At 72.2% G+C, this 14,321-nt stretch carries 11 protein-coding genes; 7 read left to right on the forward strand and 4 right to left on the reverse strand.

What is annotated here, in order from left to right; all coding sequences use genetic code 11:
* Positions 1-14: 14 nt before the first annotated feature.
* Positions 15-3,068: a helix-turn-helix transcriptional regulator gene (locus tag J8N05_RS37105; RefSeq protein WP_210891019.1), complete on the forward strand. Its 3,054-nt coding sequence runs from the start codon at positions 15-17 to the stop codon at positions 3,066-3,068.
* 71 nt (positions 3,069-3,139) lie between these two features.
* On the opposite strand, the gene J8N05_RS37110 is transcribed toward J8N05_RS37105, so the two are convergent.
* Complete coding sequence (locus J8N05_RS37110; protein WP_210891020.1) at positions 3,140-4,048, reverse strand: hypothetical protein; 909 nt, start codon at positions 4,046-4,048, stop codon at positions 3,140-3,142.
* A gap of 459 nt (positions 4,049-4,507) precedes the next feature.
* On the opposite strand from J8N05_RS37110, the gene J8N05_RS37115 reads away from it, so the two are divergent.
* From J8N05_RS37115 to J8N05_RS37125, 3 genes are all read left to right on the forward strand, one after another.
* Positions 4,508-5,104 carry a helix-turn-helix transcriptional regulator gene (locus J8N05_RS37115; RefSeq protein WP_247706842.1) on the forward strand — a complete coding sequence of 199 codons (597 nt, stop codon included), beginning with the start codon at positions 4,508-4,510 and terminating at the stop codon, positions 5,102-5,104.
* A gap of 167 nt (positions 5,105-5,271) precedes the next feature.
* A complete protein-coding gene (locus tag J8N05_RS37120) occupies positions 5,272-6,225 on the forward strand; it encodes an oxygenase MpaB family protein (protein ID WP_210891021.1) in 954 nt (317 codons plus the stop codon).
* Positions 6,222-7,748: an aldehyde dehydrogenase family protein gene (locus J8N05_RS37125; protein ID WP_210891022.1), complete on the forward strand. Its 1,527-nt coding sequence runs from the start codon at positions 6,222-6,224 to the stop codon at positions 7,746-7,748. The genes J8N05_RS37120 and J8N05_RS37125 overlap by 4 nt, the downstream gene beginning before the upstream one ends.
* An 87-nt stretch (positions 7,749-7,835) precedes the next feature.
* Here J8N05_RS37125 and J8N05_RS37130 read toward each other — a convergent pair whose 3' ends face one another.
* Entirely contained in the window at positions 7,836-8,462 is a 627-nt protein-coding gene (locus J8N05_RS37130; protein ID WP_210891023.1) for a TetR/AcrR family transcriptional regulator, read from the reverse strand.
* A 90-nt stretch (positions 8,463-8,552) separates the two neighbouring features.
* Between J8N05_RS37130 and J8N05_RS37135 the strand changes: the two genes are divergently transcribed.
* Complete coding sequence (locus tag J8N05_RS37135; protein WP_210891024.1) at positions 8,553-9,692, forward strand: acyl-CoA dehydrogenase family protein; 1,140 nt, start codon at positions 8,553-8,555, stop codon at positions 9,690-9,692.
* Between the two features lie 76 nt (positions 9,693-9,768).
* On the opposite strand, the gene J8N05_RS37140 is transcribed toward J8N05_RS37135, so the two are convergent.
* Complete coding sequence (locus tag J8N05_RS37140) at positions 9,769-11,688, reverse strand: AMP-dependent synthetase/ligase (RefSeq protein WP_407699997.1); 1,920 nt, start codon at positions 11,686-11,688, stop codon at positions 9,769-9,771.
* Between the two features lie 238 nt (positions 11,689-11,926).
* On the opposite strand from J8N05_RS37140, the gene J8N05_RS37145 reads away from it, so the two are divergent.
* Positions 11,927-12,571 (forward strand): TetR/AcrR family transcriptional regulator, encoded by a 645-nt coding sequence (locus tag J8N05_RS37145; RefSeq protein WP_210891026.1) that lies wholly within the window; start codon positions 11,927-11,929, stop codon positions 12,569-12,571.
* 103 nt (positions 12,572-12,674) lie between these two features.
* Here J8N05_RS37145 and J8N05_RS37150 read toward each other — a convergent pair whose 3' ends face one another.
* Entirely contained in the window at positions 12,675-13,280 is a 606-nt protein-coding gene (locus J8N05_RS37150; RefSeq protein ID WP_210891029.1) for a TetR/AcrR family transcriptional regulator, read from the reverse strand.
* A gap of 201 nt (positions 13,281-13,481) precedes the next feature.
* On the opposite strand from J8N05_RS37150, the gene J8N05_RS37155 reads away from it, so the two are divergent.
* Positions 13,482-14,291, forward strand: coding sequence for an alpha/beta fold hydrolase (locus J8N05_RS37155; protein WP_210891031.1), 810 nt, complete (start codon positions 13,482-13,484; stop codon positions 14,289-14,291).
* Positions 14,292-14,321: the final 30 nt, after the last annotated feature.

The raw sequence follows: 14,321 nt of genomic DNA on the forward strand, positions 1-14,321 counted from the left end.
CCGGATCAGGAGGCGTGGGCGTGCACGACGGCGGACCTGTCATAGGCCGGGACGGACCTGTCATAGGCCAGGGCGGACCTGTCATAGGCCGGGACGGCGAGATCCGGGAGGTGACCCGGGCCCTGCTGTCCACCGGTGACCCGGCACGCGTCCTGCTGATCGTCGGCGCGGCCGGAACGGGCAAGACCGCCGTACTGGAACACGCCCGGCGAACGGCGGTCGAGGAGGGCGCCAAGGTCCTGCGGCTGCGCTGTCACGACAGCGGAAGCACACCCGGTGCCCCCGCCCTGGCCGACGGCGTCCACAGCGCACTCGCCAAGGTCCCCCACCGCCGGAACACGGTCCGCGTCGGCGGCACCCGCCGCACATCGCGCCAACCCGCGGGACAGCACGGCGAGTTGAGCCAGCTCGCCGTACTGAGCGAGGCACTCACGGACACCGCCCGTGACACCCCGTTCGCGCTGGTGATCGACGACGTCGAGCGTCTGCCGTCGGCCACGGCCTCCGCCCTCGGCCTGCTCCTCCGGGTCTTCCGCCCGGCCGGTGTACCGATGGTGATGGCCGGCCGACCGGTGCACGCGCGAGACACCGGAGCCTCCCAACTGGCCTCGGCGGCCGACCGGTTGCTCGAACTGCCGCCGCTGCGCCCCGCCGACGTCGAGGCGCTGATGGTGCGCGGGCTCGGCCGCCCGGTCGAGCCGGCACTGGTGGCGGCGGTGCTGCGAGCGCTGGGCCCCATGGCGGGCACCCCCGAGGCCGTGCTGTCGGTGCTGGACTCGATGGACGGGCGAGGCGGCCTCCTCGAACTCGGCGGCCATGTCTGCCTGACCGAGCCGGAACAGGCACTGCGGCTCACCACGGACCTGGCACGGCTGACGCGCCTCTGCTGGCCCGGCGAGCCCCCGGACGCCGCCGACCTGGACGCGGCCGCCGCGGTGGCCCGCGCCCTGGAACACGCCGAGATACGGTTCGACGATCTGCACCGGCTGAAGCCGGGAGGCCCCCGGCGGGCCGGCCTCGTCGACCGGGCCCTGACACCGCTGGTCGGGGACGGGATCCTGACGGTGGACGAGGACGGCCGGGCGTCCTTCGCCGTCCCGGCGCTCGCCGCGGCGCTGCGCGCCCTGCCCACCCACCACGAGGTGTCGTCGTTGCACGCCCTGATCACGAGGTCGCTCAGCGACCGGCTCGGCGCGCGGACGGCGGGGGGCGGCTACCCCCGGCTCGCCGACCATGTGACCGCCGCCGGGGCAGAGTTGGACGACGCGCTCGCGGTGGACGTGCTGCTGGCGGCGGCCCGTACGGACGCCAGATCCGACTGGCCGCGGTCGGTCCGCGCCTATTCCTCGGCGCTGGGCCGCCTGGCCCCGTACGACCGCAGGACGCCCGGCGTGCTGTACGAGTCCGCCGAACTGAGCCTGCGCCACGCCGACCACCCCGGCGCGCTGGCCCTCGGCGAACCACTGCTCGCCTGCCTGGACGCGTCACCCGCCGAGCGGGCCACCGGGGACGGTGGCGCAGCCGGGGACGAAGGCGCAGCCAGGGACGGAGGCGGAAGCCAGGAGGGAGACGAAGACCGGGACCGAGGCGAGGGGCGGGACGGGGATCGGGACGGGGATCGGGAGCGGCACGGGGATCGGGAGCGGGACCGGGAGCGTCTGGTGTACGTCACCGAGGTGTGGGCCCTGGCGGCGCTGCACGAGCACCGGTTGCCGTTCGTCGACGGCTCCGGCGCCCAGGGCACCGGCGTTCCGGCACAGCTGGCCGCCGTGGAGGGATTCGCGGCGCTGGCAGGTCCGTACGGGATCGGCCCGGTCGCCGGCCGGGGCGCACGGCCGCCGGAGGGCGAGCCCGGCCCGACCGTGCGCCACCCGGTCACCGGCCACCGGCCCGGATCCGGGCCGCTGCCCTCTCCCGCGGAACTACGGCTGCTGGCCGCCGCCTCGGGCGGGCGCGCCGAGCTGCTGGAGACGCTGGGCGCCCTGCCTCCGGAGGCGGACGGGACGCGCATCATGGAACGGCTGCGGCACGCGGCCACTCACGCGGACCTCGCCGACGCCCTGGCGGCCGTGCTCGGAGACCGGTTCACGGGGTCCGGGGACAGCACCGCCGCACGCCACCACGCCATGGTCCGCGCCTATCTGGAGGGCGACTGGGACCGGGCCCTGTCGGCAGCCCGCCGGATCGAGGCACGCAGCCGGACCCGTGGCACGGAGGCCGGCACCGCGCAGTGCGCCCGCGCGCTGGCGGCCGAGATCCATTGCGCGCGCGGGGAGTTGGGGCACGCCCGGGCGTGGCTGGAGCTGATTCCCGACGGGGTGACCCACCCGCTCGTCGCCTGGGCCAGGATGAGCCTGCGGTACTGGTCGGGCCGGACGGACCAGGCACTGGAGGGAGCGCGCGAGGACGTACGGCGGGCTCGCGCGGACGGTCTGCTGTCGGGCATCGAGAAGGTGCTGCTGCGGCATCTGTCGTACGCCCTGCTGGAAGGCATGCCGCAGGTCATGCGCCGGACGCTGGGCGAACTGGAGGCGCTGCACGAGGAAGTGGGCTCCGCGATGACGCGCGAGACCGTGCTGCTGGGCCGGGGGCTGGTGCACGGCGAGGTGGACGGCGCGCTGGCCGCTCTGCGGTCGGTGGACCGGCGGGGTGATGTGTACATGGGCCTGCTCTGCCGGCTGTGCCTGGTGGAGATCGGCGACGACTCCGACCGGCGGCTGGCCGAGGCCTCGTACCTCGGGCAGTGTCTGGGGATCGGGCGCGCCACGCGGACGACGCTGGGGCACATGGCGCGGCGGCGCAGTCTCGTACTGCCGAGGCTGCGGCCGGCCAGCGACCGGTTGAACGAGGCGGACGTCCGGCTGACCGTGCTGGTCAGCGACGGGGCGACCAACCGGCAGATCGCGGCGCGGCTGGCGTCGAGCGAGAAGACCGTGGAGCGGTGGCTGACGCAGCTGTTCCAGCGCACCGGGTGCCGTTCCCGGGCGGAGCTGGCCGCGGCCTGGCTGGACGGCAGCCTCGCCGACCGCGGCCTGGTGCCGGACGGTGTGCCCGGCACCAGCCAGTAGCCGACCGGCCGAAGCCGTCGAACAGGTCGGACGAGTTCCACGGGTCGGACAGGTCGGACAGGTCGTACGGATCAGGCGAAGCGCGCGGTGTGGGTGTCGACGAGGACACCCAGGCGGCCGGTGTCCAGGGAGCCGTCCGTGTTCACCGCGATGTGCCATTCCGCGTCGGTGATCCAGCCGAGTACCAGGAGCGCGTCGGTCTCGCGCAGCGGGGCGTCGGCCCATCTCTCGTCGCGGAACTGGGCGGCGGTGACCACGAAGAGACGGCGGGCGTGCGTTCCGCCGGCCGGCGCCCCCGCGGACCTCCCGCCGTTCTCGTCGGCCGGAGCCTCCTTGTGGGCCAGGGCCTCCTTCCGCGTGGCCGCGGGGTACAGCCGCGCCGACCGCGCGCCCAGTCCGTCGGTCACCGGAGGGGTGGTCGCCGAACCCACCAGGACGACCGTGGCGAGGTGCCCGACCGGTCCCGAGACGACTTCGGTGATGACCGCCTGCGCCAGGCGCAGCACCTCGTGGTCGTCACCTGTCAGGGCGATCGGCCCCGGCAACTGCGCGAGGTCCACCAGCACCCGGTCCCCCCTGTGCAGGCCGAGGGTGACGGTCAGGGAGTACGGATGCGTGGGCCCGCCGCCGGAGGTGCCTGCCGCCCGCAGGGTCGCCGGGTCCAGCGACCACTCCTTGCCCGAGACGTCCGACGTCCACGGTGCGGGCGCCGCCGCGTCGGCCTGTCCGAGCTGCACGGTGAGCCGCTGTCCCGAGTGGACGACCGTCTGCACGTCGGGCAGTCGGCGCGCGTCCCTCGCGCGTCCCTCGGCCAGTGCCTGCAGTCCCAGGGCGACGGTCTCCAGTACCTTCCGGTCGGCGCCCGGCCCCGCGGTACGGGCCTGTCCGGAGGAGGAACCGCGTTTCCGCCGGGTCAGTGCGGCGGCGGCTGCGAGCAGCACCAGGCCGAGCACCGCGAACAGGACAAGGGACACGATCATGGGACTACCTTTGTTGCTAGAAGTGCCAGGAGGACGCGGGGAGTTGCCTGGAGCGGCCAGGAGTGGTCACGGGCCGCACGGCATCCCGCACGCACGCTCCGGCAACCGGAGTGCGTCGGAACGCGCTCTCGTCCCATCGTTGTGCGGCCGGCTCCCCCGGTGAAGCGGTGATCGCGAACTTTGCCGTTCCGTACAGGAAGTTCTCGCGCGCCTCCGGCCGAGCCGCCTTGCACGGAGCCGTCGGTCCAAGGAGCCGTCGCACACGGAGCCGTCGCACACCGGGCCACCTTCGGCAGGGCGGCAGGGCGGCCGGACACTCGCGCCAGGTTTCCCTCGGTTGTGGGCCCGGGGCCCTTCGGCGCGGCTGTCCGATCTCCGCAGGTGGCAGCATCGGCTCCCGGAACCATCTGGACGACCGCATTCCTCATGGGCGATCACTGGCGCGAGGCAGGAGGGCCCATGCCCCAGCAGGTACTCACCGAGACCGTGCGCGTGGCGATCCACGCGCCCGCGCCCTTGGTACGTGCCGGACTGGCCGGTTTCGTCGCCCTGGACCCCCGGCTGCACGAGCTGCCCCGGGACAGGATCCGCGAGGCCGACGCGATCGTGGTCGCCATGGAGGTCGCGGACACCTCCGCACTGGACCTGCTCCCCCGTCTGAGCGACGAACCCGACGCACGCTTCCTGGTGGTCGTGGGCAAGCAGTGGCGGGCCGACCTGTCAGCGGCACGGGAGCGGGGCGTACGCGCCGTCGTGTGGTGGGACTTCTGCAGCCCGGACGTCTTCGCCCGGACCGTGCGGGCGGTCGCGGGCGGCGACGGGAGCGCTCCCACGCTCCCGCACACGGCCGAGCCCCCGCACGCACCCAGGCTGAACTCCCGCGAGGTGGACGTCCTGCGCCTCATCGCGGAGGGAAAGCAGATCGACGAGATCGCGGTCGAGCTCTCCTACTCCGAACGCACGGTGCGCTACATCCTGTACGGCGCCATGAAGCGCACCCGGACCCGCAACCGCGCGCACGCCGTGTCCTATGCGATACGGGCCGGGCTGATCTGAACCGTCACGGCTGAACCGTCAGGGCTGCACCGTCACGGCTGGGGGATGCGCCGAGGCGGCGTGTCGCCCGGTAGGCGTGTCGGGAGTATTGACGCGACTCGTGAAACAAGTCGATAGTTTTTGTATCTTCGACTCACCGTCGTCAGGCCCTGAGAAAGGGACTCCCCATGGGCCGCTACAGCCGGCTCCGCCGCATCGAACAGATGGACCCGCAGCAGGACTACGAAGAGATCTTCCGCCTCATCACCGAGTATGAGTTCCCCTGGGACTACCTCCAGGGCGTCTCGGTCGCCTTCCTGCGCGACTACGGCGTGCCCCGGATATCCCGACTCCTCGACCACACGCAGGAGTTCGAGCGCGCCGGACAGAAGCGGTACGACGACACCGTACTGATCGCCCACGAGATCGTGCGCGACGGCATGGACTCCGAGCACGGCAGGGCGGCGGCCCGCCACCTCAACCGCATCCACGGCCGCTACCGCATAGCCAACGAGGACTACCTCTACGTACTGGCCACCACCGTCGTGGGCCCCAAGCGATGGATCGACCGCTTCGGCTGGCGGCCGTTGTCACCGCAGGAGACCGAGAGTCTCGCACTCGTCGGGCGGCGCCTGGGCGAGTTGATGGGTATAGCCGAACTGCCCGGCGACTACGCGGACTTCGCCCGCCTGCACGACGCCTACGAACAGCGGATGTTCGCCTACGACCCGGCCAACCGGCGGGTCGCGGCGGCCACGTTGAGGGTCGTCACCGGGTGGTACCCCCACTGGCTGCGGCCGTTGGTGGCGCGCGCCTCCCTCGCCGTACTCGACGACCCGCTGCTCACCGCGCTGGGCTTCAGGCCGCAGCCGCGCCGGGTACGCACCGCCACCCACCGCGCGTTACGGGCCCGGGCCGCCCTGGTGCGCCGGCTGCCGCCCCGGCCCACCTGGCACCCGTACCGGCCCAAGCCCCGTACGTACCCCTTCGGCTGGACGATGGACGAACTCGGTCCGCACTGGGCCCACTCCAGGCCGCTGCGACCGCTGCCGGACGAGGACGGCGGTCGCTCCTCCTCCGACACGAACGGACACCGCACCCCACCGGCCGGTGGCGGCCCCACACACCAGGAGCTTCGATGACCGGCACGGACCAGGACGCGGCGACCCGCCCCGCCGACACCTTCACCGTCCGCTCCCCCGCCACCGGCGATCCCGTCGGCGAGCACCCCGTCCACGGCCCGGAGGAGGTGGCGCGCGCCGTGGAACGGGCCCGGACCGCCGCGGCCGGATGGGCCGCGCTCCCCGCGGCGGACCGACGCGCACACCTGCTGCGGTGGAAGCACACGCTCGCGTCGTCGCTCGACACCGTCGCGGGGACGATCGCGGCGGAGACGGGCAAGCCGCACGGCGACGCGGTGCTCGAAGTCGTCCTCACCCTGGAGCACCTGAACTGGGCGGCCCGCAACGCCGATCGCGTACTGCGACGGCGGCGCGTACGAAGCGGCCTCCTGGCAGCCAACCAGCGGTCCTCCGTGGTCCATCGGCCGCTCGGCGTGATCGGGGTGATCGGCCCCTGGAACTACCCCCTCTACACGCCCATGGGCTCGATCGGTTACGCGCTGGCCGCCGGCAACGCCGTGGTGTTCAAGCCGTCCGAGCACACCCCCGGTACGGGCGTACTGCTGGCCGAACTCCTGGCCTCGGCGCTGCCCGAGCACGCCGGTCTGCTCACCACCGTGACCGGTGCGGCGGCGACGGGCGAGGCGCTGGCCCGCTCGGGCGTCGACAAGGTGGCGTTCACCGGGTCCCCCGGGACCGCGCGCAAGGTCATGGCGGTGTGCGCGCGGTCGCTGACGCCGTTCCTCGCCGAGTGCGGTGGCAAGGACGCGACGATCGTCACGGCCGACGCGGACCTCGACGCGGCGGCCGACGCCGTCGTGTGGGGCGCGATGAGCAACGCCGGGCAGACCTGCGCGGGCGTCGAACGCGTCTACGCCGTACGGGAGGTGCATGCCCCGCTGTGCCGCAAGGTGGTCGAGCGGGCCGGTGCGCTGCGGGCCGGTCCCGTACCGGACGCCGTCTACGGTCCGATGACGATGCCCGCCCAGACGGCCGTCGTGCGGCGGCACGTGGAGCAGGCGCTGGCGGACGGAGCGCGTGCGCTGCTCGGCGACGCGGCGTCGATCTCGGCCTCGGCCTCCGCCTCCGGGGCGTTCGTCACCCCGGTCGTCCTGGCCGATGTGCCGGAGGACTCCCCGGCGATGACCGAGGAGACGTTCGGTCCGGTCGTGGCGATCAACGCGGTGGAGAGCACGGACGAGGCGGTGCGGCGCGCCAATGCCTCGCCGTACGCGCTGGCCGCCTCGGTGTTCTGCCGTGACCGGCGGGCCGGTGCGGCGATCGCCGCGCGGCTGCGGGCCGGAGCGGTGTCCGTGAACTCCGTGCTCGGCTTCGCCGGTGTCCCCGCTCTGCCGTTCGGCGGCTCCGGGGAGTCCGGCTTCGGACGCATCCACGGCGCGGACGGGCTGCGGGCGTTCACCGCGCCCCAGTCGGTCACCGTGCAGCGCTTCGCCCCGCCGGTGAACCTGACCTCCTTCAGCACTCCCGCGGCCGCCCGGGAACGCGCGGTCGCGGCGGCGAAGTGGCTGCACCTGCACCGCTGACGGCCCGCCCGGGAGACCCTGGCGGTGCGGGCCGTCAGGCGTCCAGGCGCGGGGCAGGCCGTCAGGCGTCCAGGAGCGGGGCGGGCGTCAGGCGTCGAGGAGCGGGGCGAGGTAGCGGCGGGCGAAGGCGCGGGCCTGGTCCTCGTCCTCCATCTCGATGCAGCTCGACGGGTTCAGCAGGAAGGAGACGGCGACACGGATCATGAGTTCGGCGACCGGCCGGGGGTCGGAGTCACCGCGCCCTTCCACCTGCTGGGCACGGAGCAGATGTGCCGTCAGATAGTCGCAGGTGGCCTCCAGCGAGGGGCCTCCCTGGACGGTCAGATAGGGCAGCACCACCTCGGGTTCGAGGCGCAGCAGACCACCGAAGAGAGGGTGTGCCCTGGTGTGCCGCAGGGCCACCACGAAGCCTTCGACGACCCGCTCCTGCATGGTCGGCAGACCCGCCACCGCCGTGTCGAGCGTCTGGAAGAACCTGCTGCCCTCGCGCAGCAGGCACGCCTCGACCAGTCCGTCCTTGGTCTGGAAGCGGCGATAGACCGTGACCCTGGAGACGCCGGCCAGCTTGGCGACGTCGTCCATGGAGGAGCGGCGCAGACCGAACGTCGTGAACTGTTCCAGTGCGGCGTCCAGGATGCGCCGCGCCACCTTTTCCTCCGTCTCGGGCCGGTCGATGGCCCGGGCGAGGAGGGAGTCGTTCGCAGAAGTCGTCATGGTGCTCCTCACGATACCGCCCGAGATCCACCGAAGAGACGATGAAACAACTACCATTTCTTTGTAACCATCCGGAACCCGGAGGATCTCATGGGCAGTCGTCTCACCCCGGAACAGTCCGACTTCGTCGCGGCGGTCCGCGACTTCGCCAAGCGCGAGTGCGGCACGCGCGAGCAGCGGGACGAGCTGACCGGGGCCGGCCGCGACCGGCACCACCCCGGCCTCTACGGCAGGCTCGCCGGACTCGGCTGGCTCGGGGTGTGTCTGCCCGAGGAGTACGGCGGTTCCGGCGGCGGGGTGGCCGACGCCTGTCTGTTCCTTGAGGAGACGTCGTACGGGATGGTCCCGGCGGGCGGTTTCGTCACCAGCGTCATCACCGCCAAGGCGTACGAACGGTTCGGCACCGAACGGCAGAAGCGGGAGGTGCTCACGGGGGTCGCGCGGGGCAGGGTCCTCTCGATCGCGATGTCCGAGCCCGGCGCCGGCTCCGACGTGGGGGCGCTCACGTGCCGTGCGCGGCGCGGTCCCGACGGCGACTGGCTGATCGACGGTCAGAAGACGTGGATCTCCAACGCCCATATCGCGGAGAGCATCCTGCTCGTGGCCCGGACCTCCGCGGCCAAGCACGCGGGGCTCACCATGTTCCATGTCCCGGCCGGCACACCGGGCGTGGAGATCCGGGGCATCGAGACCATGGGCGGGCGCGAGGTGAACGACGTCCACCTCACCGGCGTCCGGCTGCCCGCCGACGCGGTCGTCGGGGAGGTCGACGACGGCTGGCGGCAGTTGATGGCCGGCCTCGACCACGAGCGGCTCTTCCTGGCCGCCACCATGCTCGGTCTGGCCCGCCGCGCGTTCGACGACGCCGTCGGATACGTACGCGAGCGTGAGCAGTTCGGCCGTCCCGTCGGCTCCTTCCAGGCCCTGCGGCACCGGATCGCCGACCTCGCCACGGAGATCGAGTGCACCCGGCTGCTGGTGCGCGAGGTGGCCCTGGACTGCGACGCCGAACCGGAGCGGTCGTTCCCGCGCGAGGCGTCCATGGCCAAGCTCAAGGCCACCGAGACCGCCAAGCGGGCGGCCCTGGAGGGTATGCAGATGATGGGCGGCTACGGCTACGCCACCGAGTACGACATGGAACGCCATCTGCGCGCCGCGGTCGTCTCCACCGTCTACGGCGGGACGAGCGAGATCCAGCGGGACGTGATCGGCAAGACCTACGGGCTGTAGCCGGTGAGCACACGGCGGGCGCCCCACCCCTCGCACGGAGTGGGGCGCCCGCCGTCACGCACAGCGGCTCCGGCGGTCAGTCCTCGTACAACTCCCCCAGCGCGACGGCGTACTTGTCACGGATGACCCGGCGCTTCATCTTCAGCGACGGGGTCAGCTCCCCAGTGGCCGGTCCCCACTCCTGGGCGAGGAGCCGGTACCGCTTGACCTGCTCGGTGCGGTTCAGGCGCGCGTTGGCCGCCGTCACGGCCCGGTCCACCTCCTCCCGTACGACCGGATGCGCGGCCAGGGACGCCATGACCCCGGGGCCGGTGTCCTTGTCGATGCCGTGGGCCTCGGCCCAGGCGGGGGCCGTCTCCGCGTCGAGCACCAGCAGGGCCACGAGGTAGGAACGGTTGTCGCCGTGCACCAGGGCCTGACCGATGAGCGGGTGTTCCTTGAGAGCGTTCTCCACCAGCGCCGGAGACACGTTCTTGCCCGTCGACGTGACGATCATTTCCTTCTTGCGGTCGGTGAGCCACAGAAAGCCGTCGTCGTCGAGACGGCCGATGTCACCGGTGCGCAGCCAGCCCTCCTCGTCCACCGCCGTTCCCACCGTGCCGTCCTCGCGCAGATAGCCGGAGAACACGGTCGAGCCGCGCACCTCGATCTCGCCGTCCCCGGCGACGCGGACCTCCACGGACGAGACGGGGCGCCCCACCGAACCCAGCCGGAACCCGGTGCGCGGGCTGTTGGTGGTCGCCACTCCGGTGGTCTCCGTGAGCCCCCACGCGTCCATGATCACGATGCCGAATCCGGCCCAGAACCGCACCACCTCGATGGACATGGGAGCCGAGGCGCTGGCCGCCCAGCTGATCCGGTCCAGGCCGCCCGCGGCCAGCAACGGCAGCAGCACCTCGGCCCGTTGCCGGGCGTACGCCTCTTCGAGTTCGGCGGGCGGGCGCTCACCCCGCTCCCGGTACCCGACATGCTCCCGGGCCACCCGCGCGGCCTCCTCGATCACCGCCTGCTGTTCCGCCGGCAGGAGCGACAGTACGGCCCGGACGGCGGCCGCGAGCTTCTCCCAGACGCGCGGTACCCCGAAGAACTGGGCCGGACGCACCTTGCGCACGATCGCGGCCACGCCCGTCGGGTCGGCGCACAGATGGACGTGCGAGGCGCGATGGACGGGCAGGTAGATGCCGAGCATCCGTTCGGCGATGTGCGCGAAGGGGAGGTAGCAGATGTGCTCGACGTGCGGCGGCAGTTCGACCACCTCGTCCAGCGCCGACGCGTTCGCCAGCACATGGCGGTGGTTGAGGACGACACCCTTGGGTTCACCGGTGGTGCCCGAGGTGTAGACGACCGTCAGGGGGTCTTCGGGTCGTGCGGCGTCCAGGGTCTTCTCGAACCGCTCCGGGACCGGCTCGCGGCCGAGGGCGGCATAGGGGAAGTGGCCGCCCTCCGCGCCGGGCTCGACGACGACGATCCGCTCCAGCGGGACACCGGCATCCGCCGACAGCGGCTCCCAGAGGGCCACTTGCGCGGCTCCCTCCACCACGGCGACCCGGGCCCGGCAGTTGCGGGCGATGTGGGTGACCTGTTCGGGGGCGGAGGTGCCGTAGACGGTGACGGGTACGGCACCTAGGCGCACCAACGCCAGGTCGGAGAGCCAGTGTTCGGGCCGGTTGGCCATCATGAGCAGTACGTGGTCGCCGCGGCCCACGCCGAGCGCCGCGTAGCCCGCCGCGAGGCGGGTGGTGTGTTCCCTGACCTGCGCCCAGGTCAGCGTCACCCAGCCGTCGTCATGCGGTTCACCGCCGACTCGATCGGGGCCGACGCGATCGGGGCCGTCCAGCCCGGTGCTACTCCGACCGGTGCCGTCGAGGCCGGTGCCGCTCGGCCCCTGCCAGGAGAGGGCGGGCAGTTCGGCGTACAGACGCGTGTTGCGTTCCAGCAGCAGCGGCAGGGTCTGTTCGGCCGGGGGTTGTGCGGGGAGTTCGGTTGTCACAGCCACTCCTTGACGCGCTCTCCACCAGACGGGCGGGTTCGGGTCTCACGGGCGTCACATCTACCTACTGATCGTTCGCTAAGACAGTAGGAGGAGTGGGGGGAACGGTCAACGCCCCGGGAGTGACCACTCTCGACACGGGCCCGACCTACTCAGCTGATCGATCGATAAGCGGCCGTTTCCCGCGCACGGCGTCCCACCGACATACGATGTCACTCGCCACCGAGCCATCCGAGGAGCGCAGTTGAGCAGCGAACCGAGCCGGGCCGCCGTCGCCCCCGCGCAGCACTGGCGCTCGTACGGTCCGCTCGATCTGCACCCCATCCTCCTGCACGCCATGGAGGCCTTCAACGAGCACGGCTATCACGGCACTTCGGTGCGGGACATAGCCGCCCGGGTCGGCGTCACCGTGCCCGCGCTGTACTACCACTACGAGAACAAGCAGGCCCTGCTCACCACGTTGCTGGAGACGTCCATGAAGGACGTCCTGGACCGCTGCCGGGCCGCTGCCGCAGAGGCGGGCGACGATCCGCTGCCGCGCTTCTGCGGCATGGTGGAGTCGATCGTGCTCTACATGGCCAACCGCAAGGGCATGGCCTTCCTGGACACGGAGATCCGCAGCCTGGAGCCCGAGAACCGCGCGCGGTACGTGGCGCTGCGCGACTATCTGCAGCACATGCTGTTGGACACCGTCCGGGCCGGCGTCCGCGAGGGCGCGTTCACCACCCCGATCCCGGCCGACGCCGTGCGCGCGATCCTCATCATGTGCCAGGGGGTCGCCAACTGGTACCGCGCGGACGGCCCGTTGACCGCCGAGGAGGTCGCCGAGCGGCACGTCCTGCTCAGCCTCGGCACGGTGGGCTATGCGGGGCCGCGCGCCGAGGGCTAAGCACCGCGGGCCGTGGTCGCGCGTCGCTGAACGGCTCGGCCGTCACACCAATCGGCTCGGCCGTCATGCCACCGGGTGGGGGGTCGTGCCACCGGGTGGGTCGTCATGCCACCGGTTGGGTCGCGGTGCGGGTGAGCGAGACCGCGGTCCGCACGGCACTGGCGACGGCCTCGTCCGCTGCGAGCCCGCACAGGTCCGTGAGTACGAAGAGGGCCTCGGCGCTCACCACGACCGCCAGACCCCGCTTGAGCTGAGCGAACGCCTCCGGGTCGGCCGCACCGAGCGTGTCCTCCAACGGGAGGAGCGCCTGGTCGATGAGCCCGAAGCGGATGCCGGGGCGGGCGGCCACCGTCTCGGGACGGGTGACGGTGGCCGCGATCATCGCGCGCACCGAACCCTGCCTGGCGAGGATGCCGCGGAGCAGATAGGCACAGGCGAACGCGATGCGCTCGACGGGATCGACGGAGCCCGCCACCGGGGCGAGCGCCTCCTCGGGAGGCGGCCAGGCACCGGCCAGCGCCTCACTGATCAGTGAGGGAAGGTCGGGGAAGTACCGGTAGGCGGTGGCCTCGGAGACGAGGGCGGCGCGGGCGATCGCGGGCATGGTGACCTCGGAGCCCGCATCGATCAACTCCCGTGCGGCCGCCAGGATCGCCGTCCGCGTGCGCTGCTTCTGGTTGGTGCGGCCCGCACCGGCCTGGGTCGCCATCCCCGCACTCCCTCTCGTCGACACTCGCACGCGGCAGCAGTCGCAGTCGCACTGCAGTCACAGTCACAGTCACAGTCACAGTCACCTACACGATAACAGCGGGTTCTCGACATGAGAGTTCACTTGCAAGACGGCACTTGACCTCCATAAGCTCCTGAGAGTCAGCTCTCACGACGAGAGCGCACACTTGAGGAGCATCGCATGGCCAGCACCACACGCACGATCAAGCTCGCCCAGGGCACCGTCGACGTCACCGTCGACCTGCAGGGACAGGAGGGACGCCCCTTCCTGCTGCTGCACGGAGGAGGCGGTCCGCAGACCGTCACCCCGTTCGCCGGCTTCCTGGCCGGGCAGCGGCCCGCGAGGGTCTTCACCCCTTTCCACCCGGGCTTCGGCGGCACGGTCCGCCCCGAGTGGCTGACCGACGTCCCGACCCTGGCCCAGGTGTACGCCCGGCTGCTTGAGGATCTGGACCTGCGGGACGTGGCCGTGGTGGGCAACTCCATCGGCGGCTGGATCGCCGCCGAGCTGGCGGCCCTGGGCAGCGAGCGGATCAGCAGCGTCACCCTCGTCAACGCGGTCGGCGTACGCGTCCAGGGCCATCCGATAGCCGACACCTTCTCGCTCACGCCCCCCGAGTTGGCCCGCCTCTCGTTCCACGACCTCTCGAAGTTCCGCTTCGACCCGAACGCGCTCTCCGAGGAGCAGCGCGCGGTCATGGGGACCAACCGTGCCGCGCTCCAGGTCTACTCGGGCCCGCACGGCATGGCCGACCCCACACTGACCGACCGCCTGGCCGGGATCGGTCATCCGACCCTGGTCGCCTGGGGTGCGAGCGACAAGGTCGTGGACTCCGCCTACGGACGCGCGTACGCGCAGGCCATTCCCGGCGCGGAGTTCCGCCTGCTGGAGGGCACGGGCCACATGCCCCAGTCCGAGACGCCGGAGCAACTCCTGCCGGTGGTCTGGGACTTCGCGAACTCCCACACCGCGGACCACACCCGGAACTGACCCGACACCCCTCAGCGAACAGGGGCGCGC

Origin of the sequence: Streptomyces liliiviolaceus (assembly GCF_018070025.1) — a bacterium.
GTDB lineage: Bacteria > Actinomycetota > Actinomycetes > Streptomycetales > Streptomycetaceae > Streptomyces > Streptomyces liliiviolaceus.

Excerpts from the sequence above, each read along its gene's own strand:
- J8N05_RS37125 (WP_210891022.1), top strand. The coding sequence starts at position 6,222 with ATGACCGGCACGGACCAGGACGCGGCGACCCGCCCCGCCGACACCTTC.
- J8N05_RS37155 (WP_210891031.1), top strand. The coding sequence starts at position 13,482 with ATGGCCAGCACCACACGCACGATCAAGCTCGCCCAGGGCACCGTCGAC.
- J8N05_RS37120 (WP_210891021.1), top strand. The coding sequence starts at position 5,272 with ATGGGCCGCTACAGCCGGCTCCGCCGCATCGAACAGATGGACCCGCAG.
- J8N05_RS37130 (WP_210891023.1), bottom strand. The coding sequence starts at position 8,462 with ATGACGACTTCTGCGAACGACTCCCTCCTCGCCCGGGCCATCGACCGG.
- J8N05_RS37110 (WP_210891020.1), bottom strand. The coding sequence starts at position 4,048 with ATGATCGTGTCCCTTGTCCTGTTCGCGGTGCTCGGCCTGGTGCTGCTC.
- J8N05_RS37135 (WP_210891024.1), top strand. The coding sequence starts at position 8,553 with ATGGGCAGTCGTCTCACCCCGGAACAGTCCGACTTCGTCGCGGCGGTC.
- J8N05_RS37115 (WP_247706842.1), top strand. The coding sequence starts at position 4,508 with ATGCCCCAGCAGGTACTCACCGAGACCGTGCGCGTGGCGATCCACGCG.
- J8N05_RS37150 (WP_210891029.1), bottom strand. The coding sequence starts at position 13,280 with ATGGCGACCCAGGCCGGTGCGGGCCGCACCAACCAGAAGCAGCGCACG.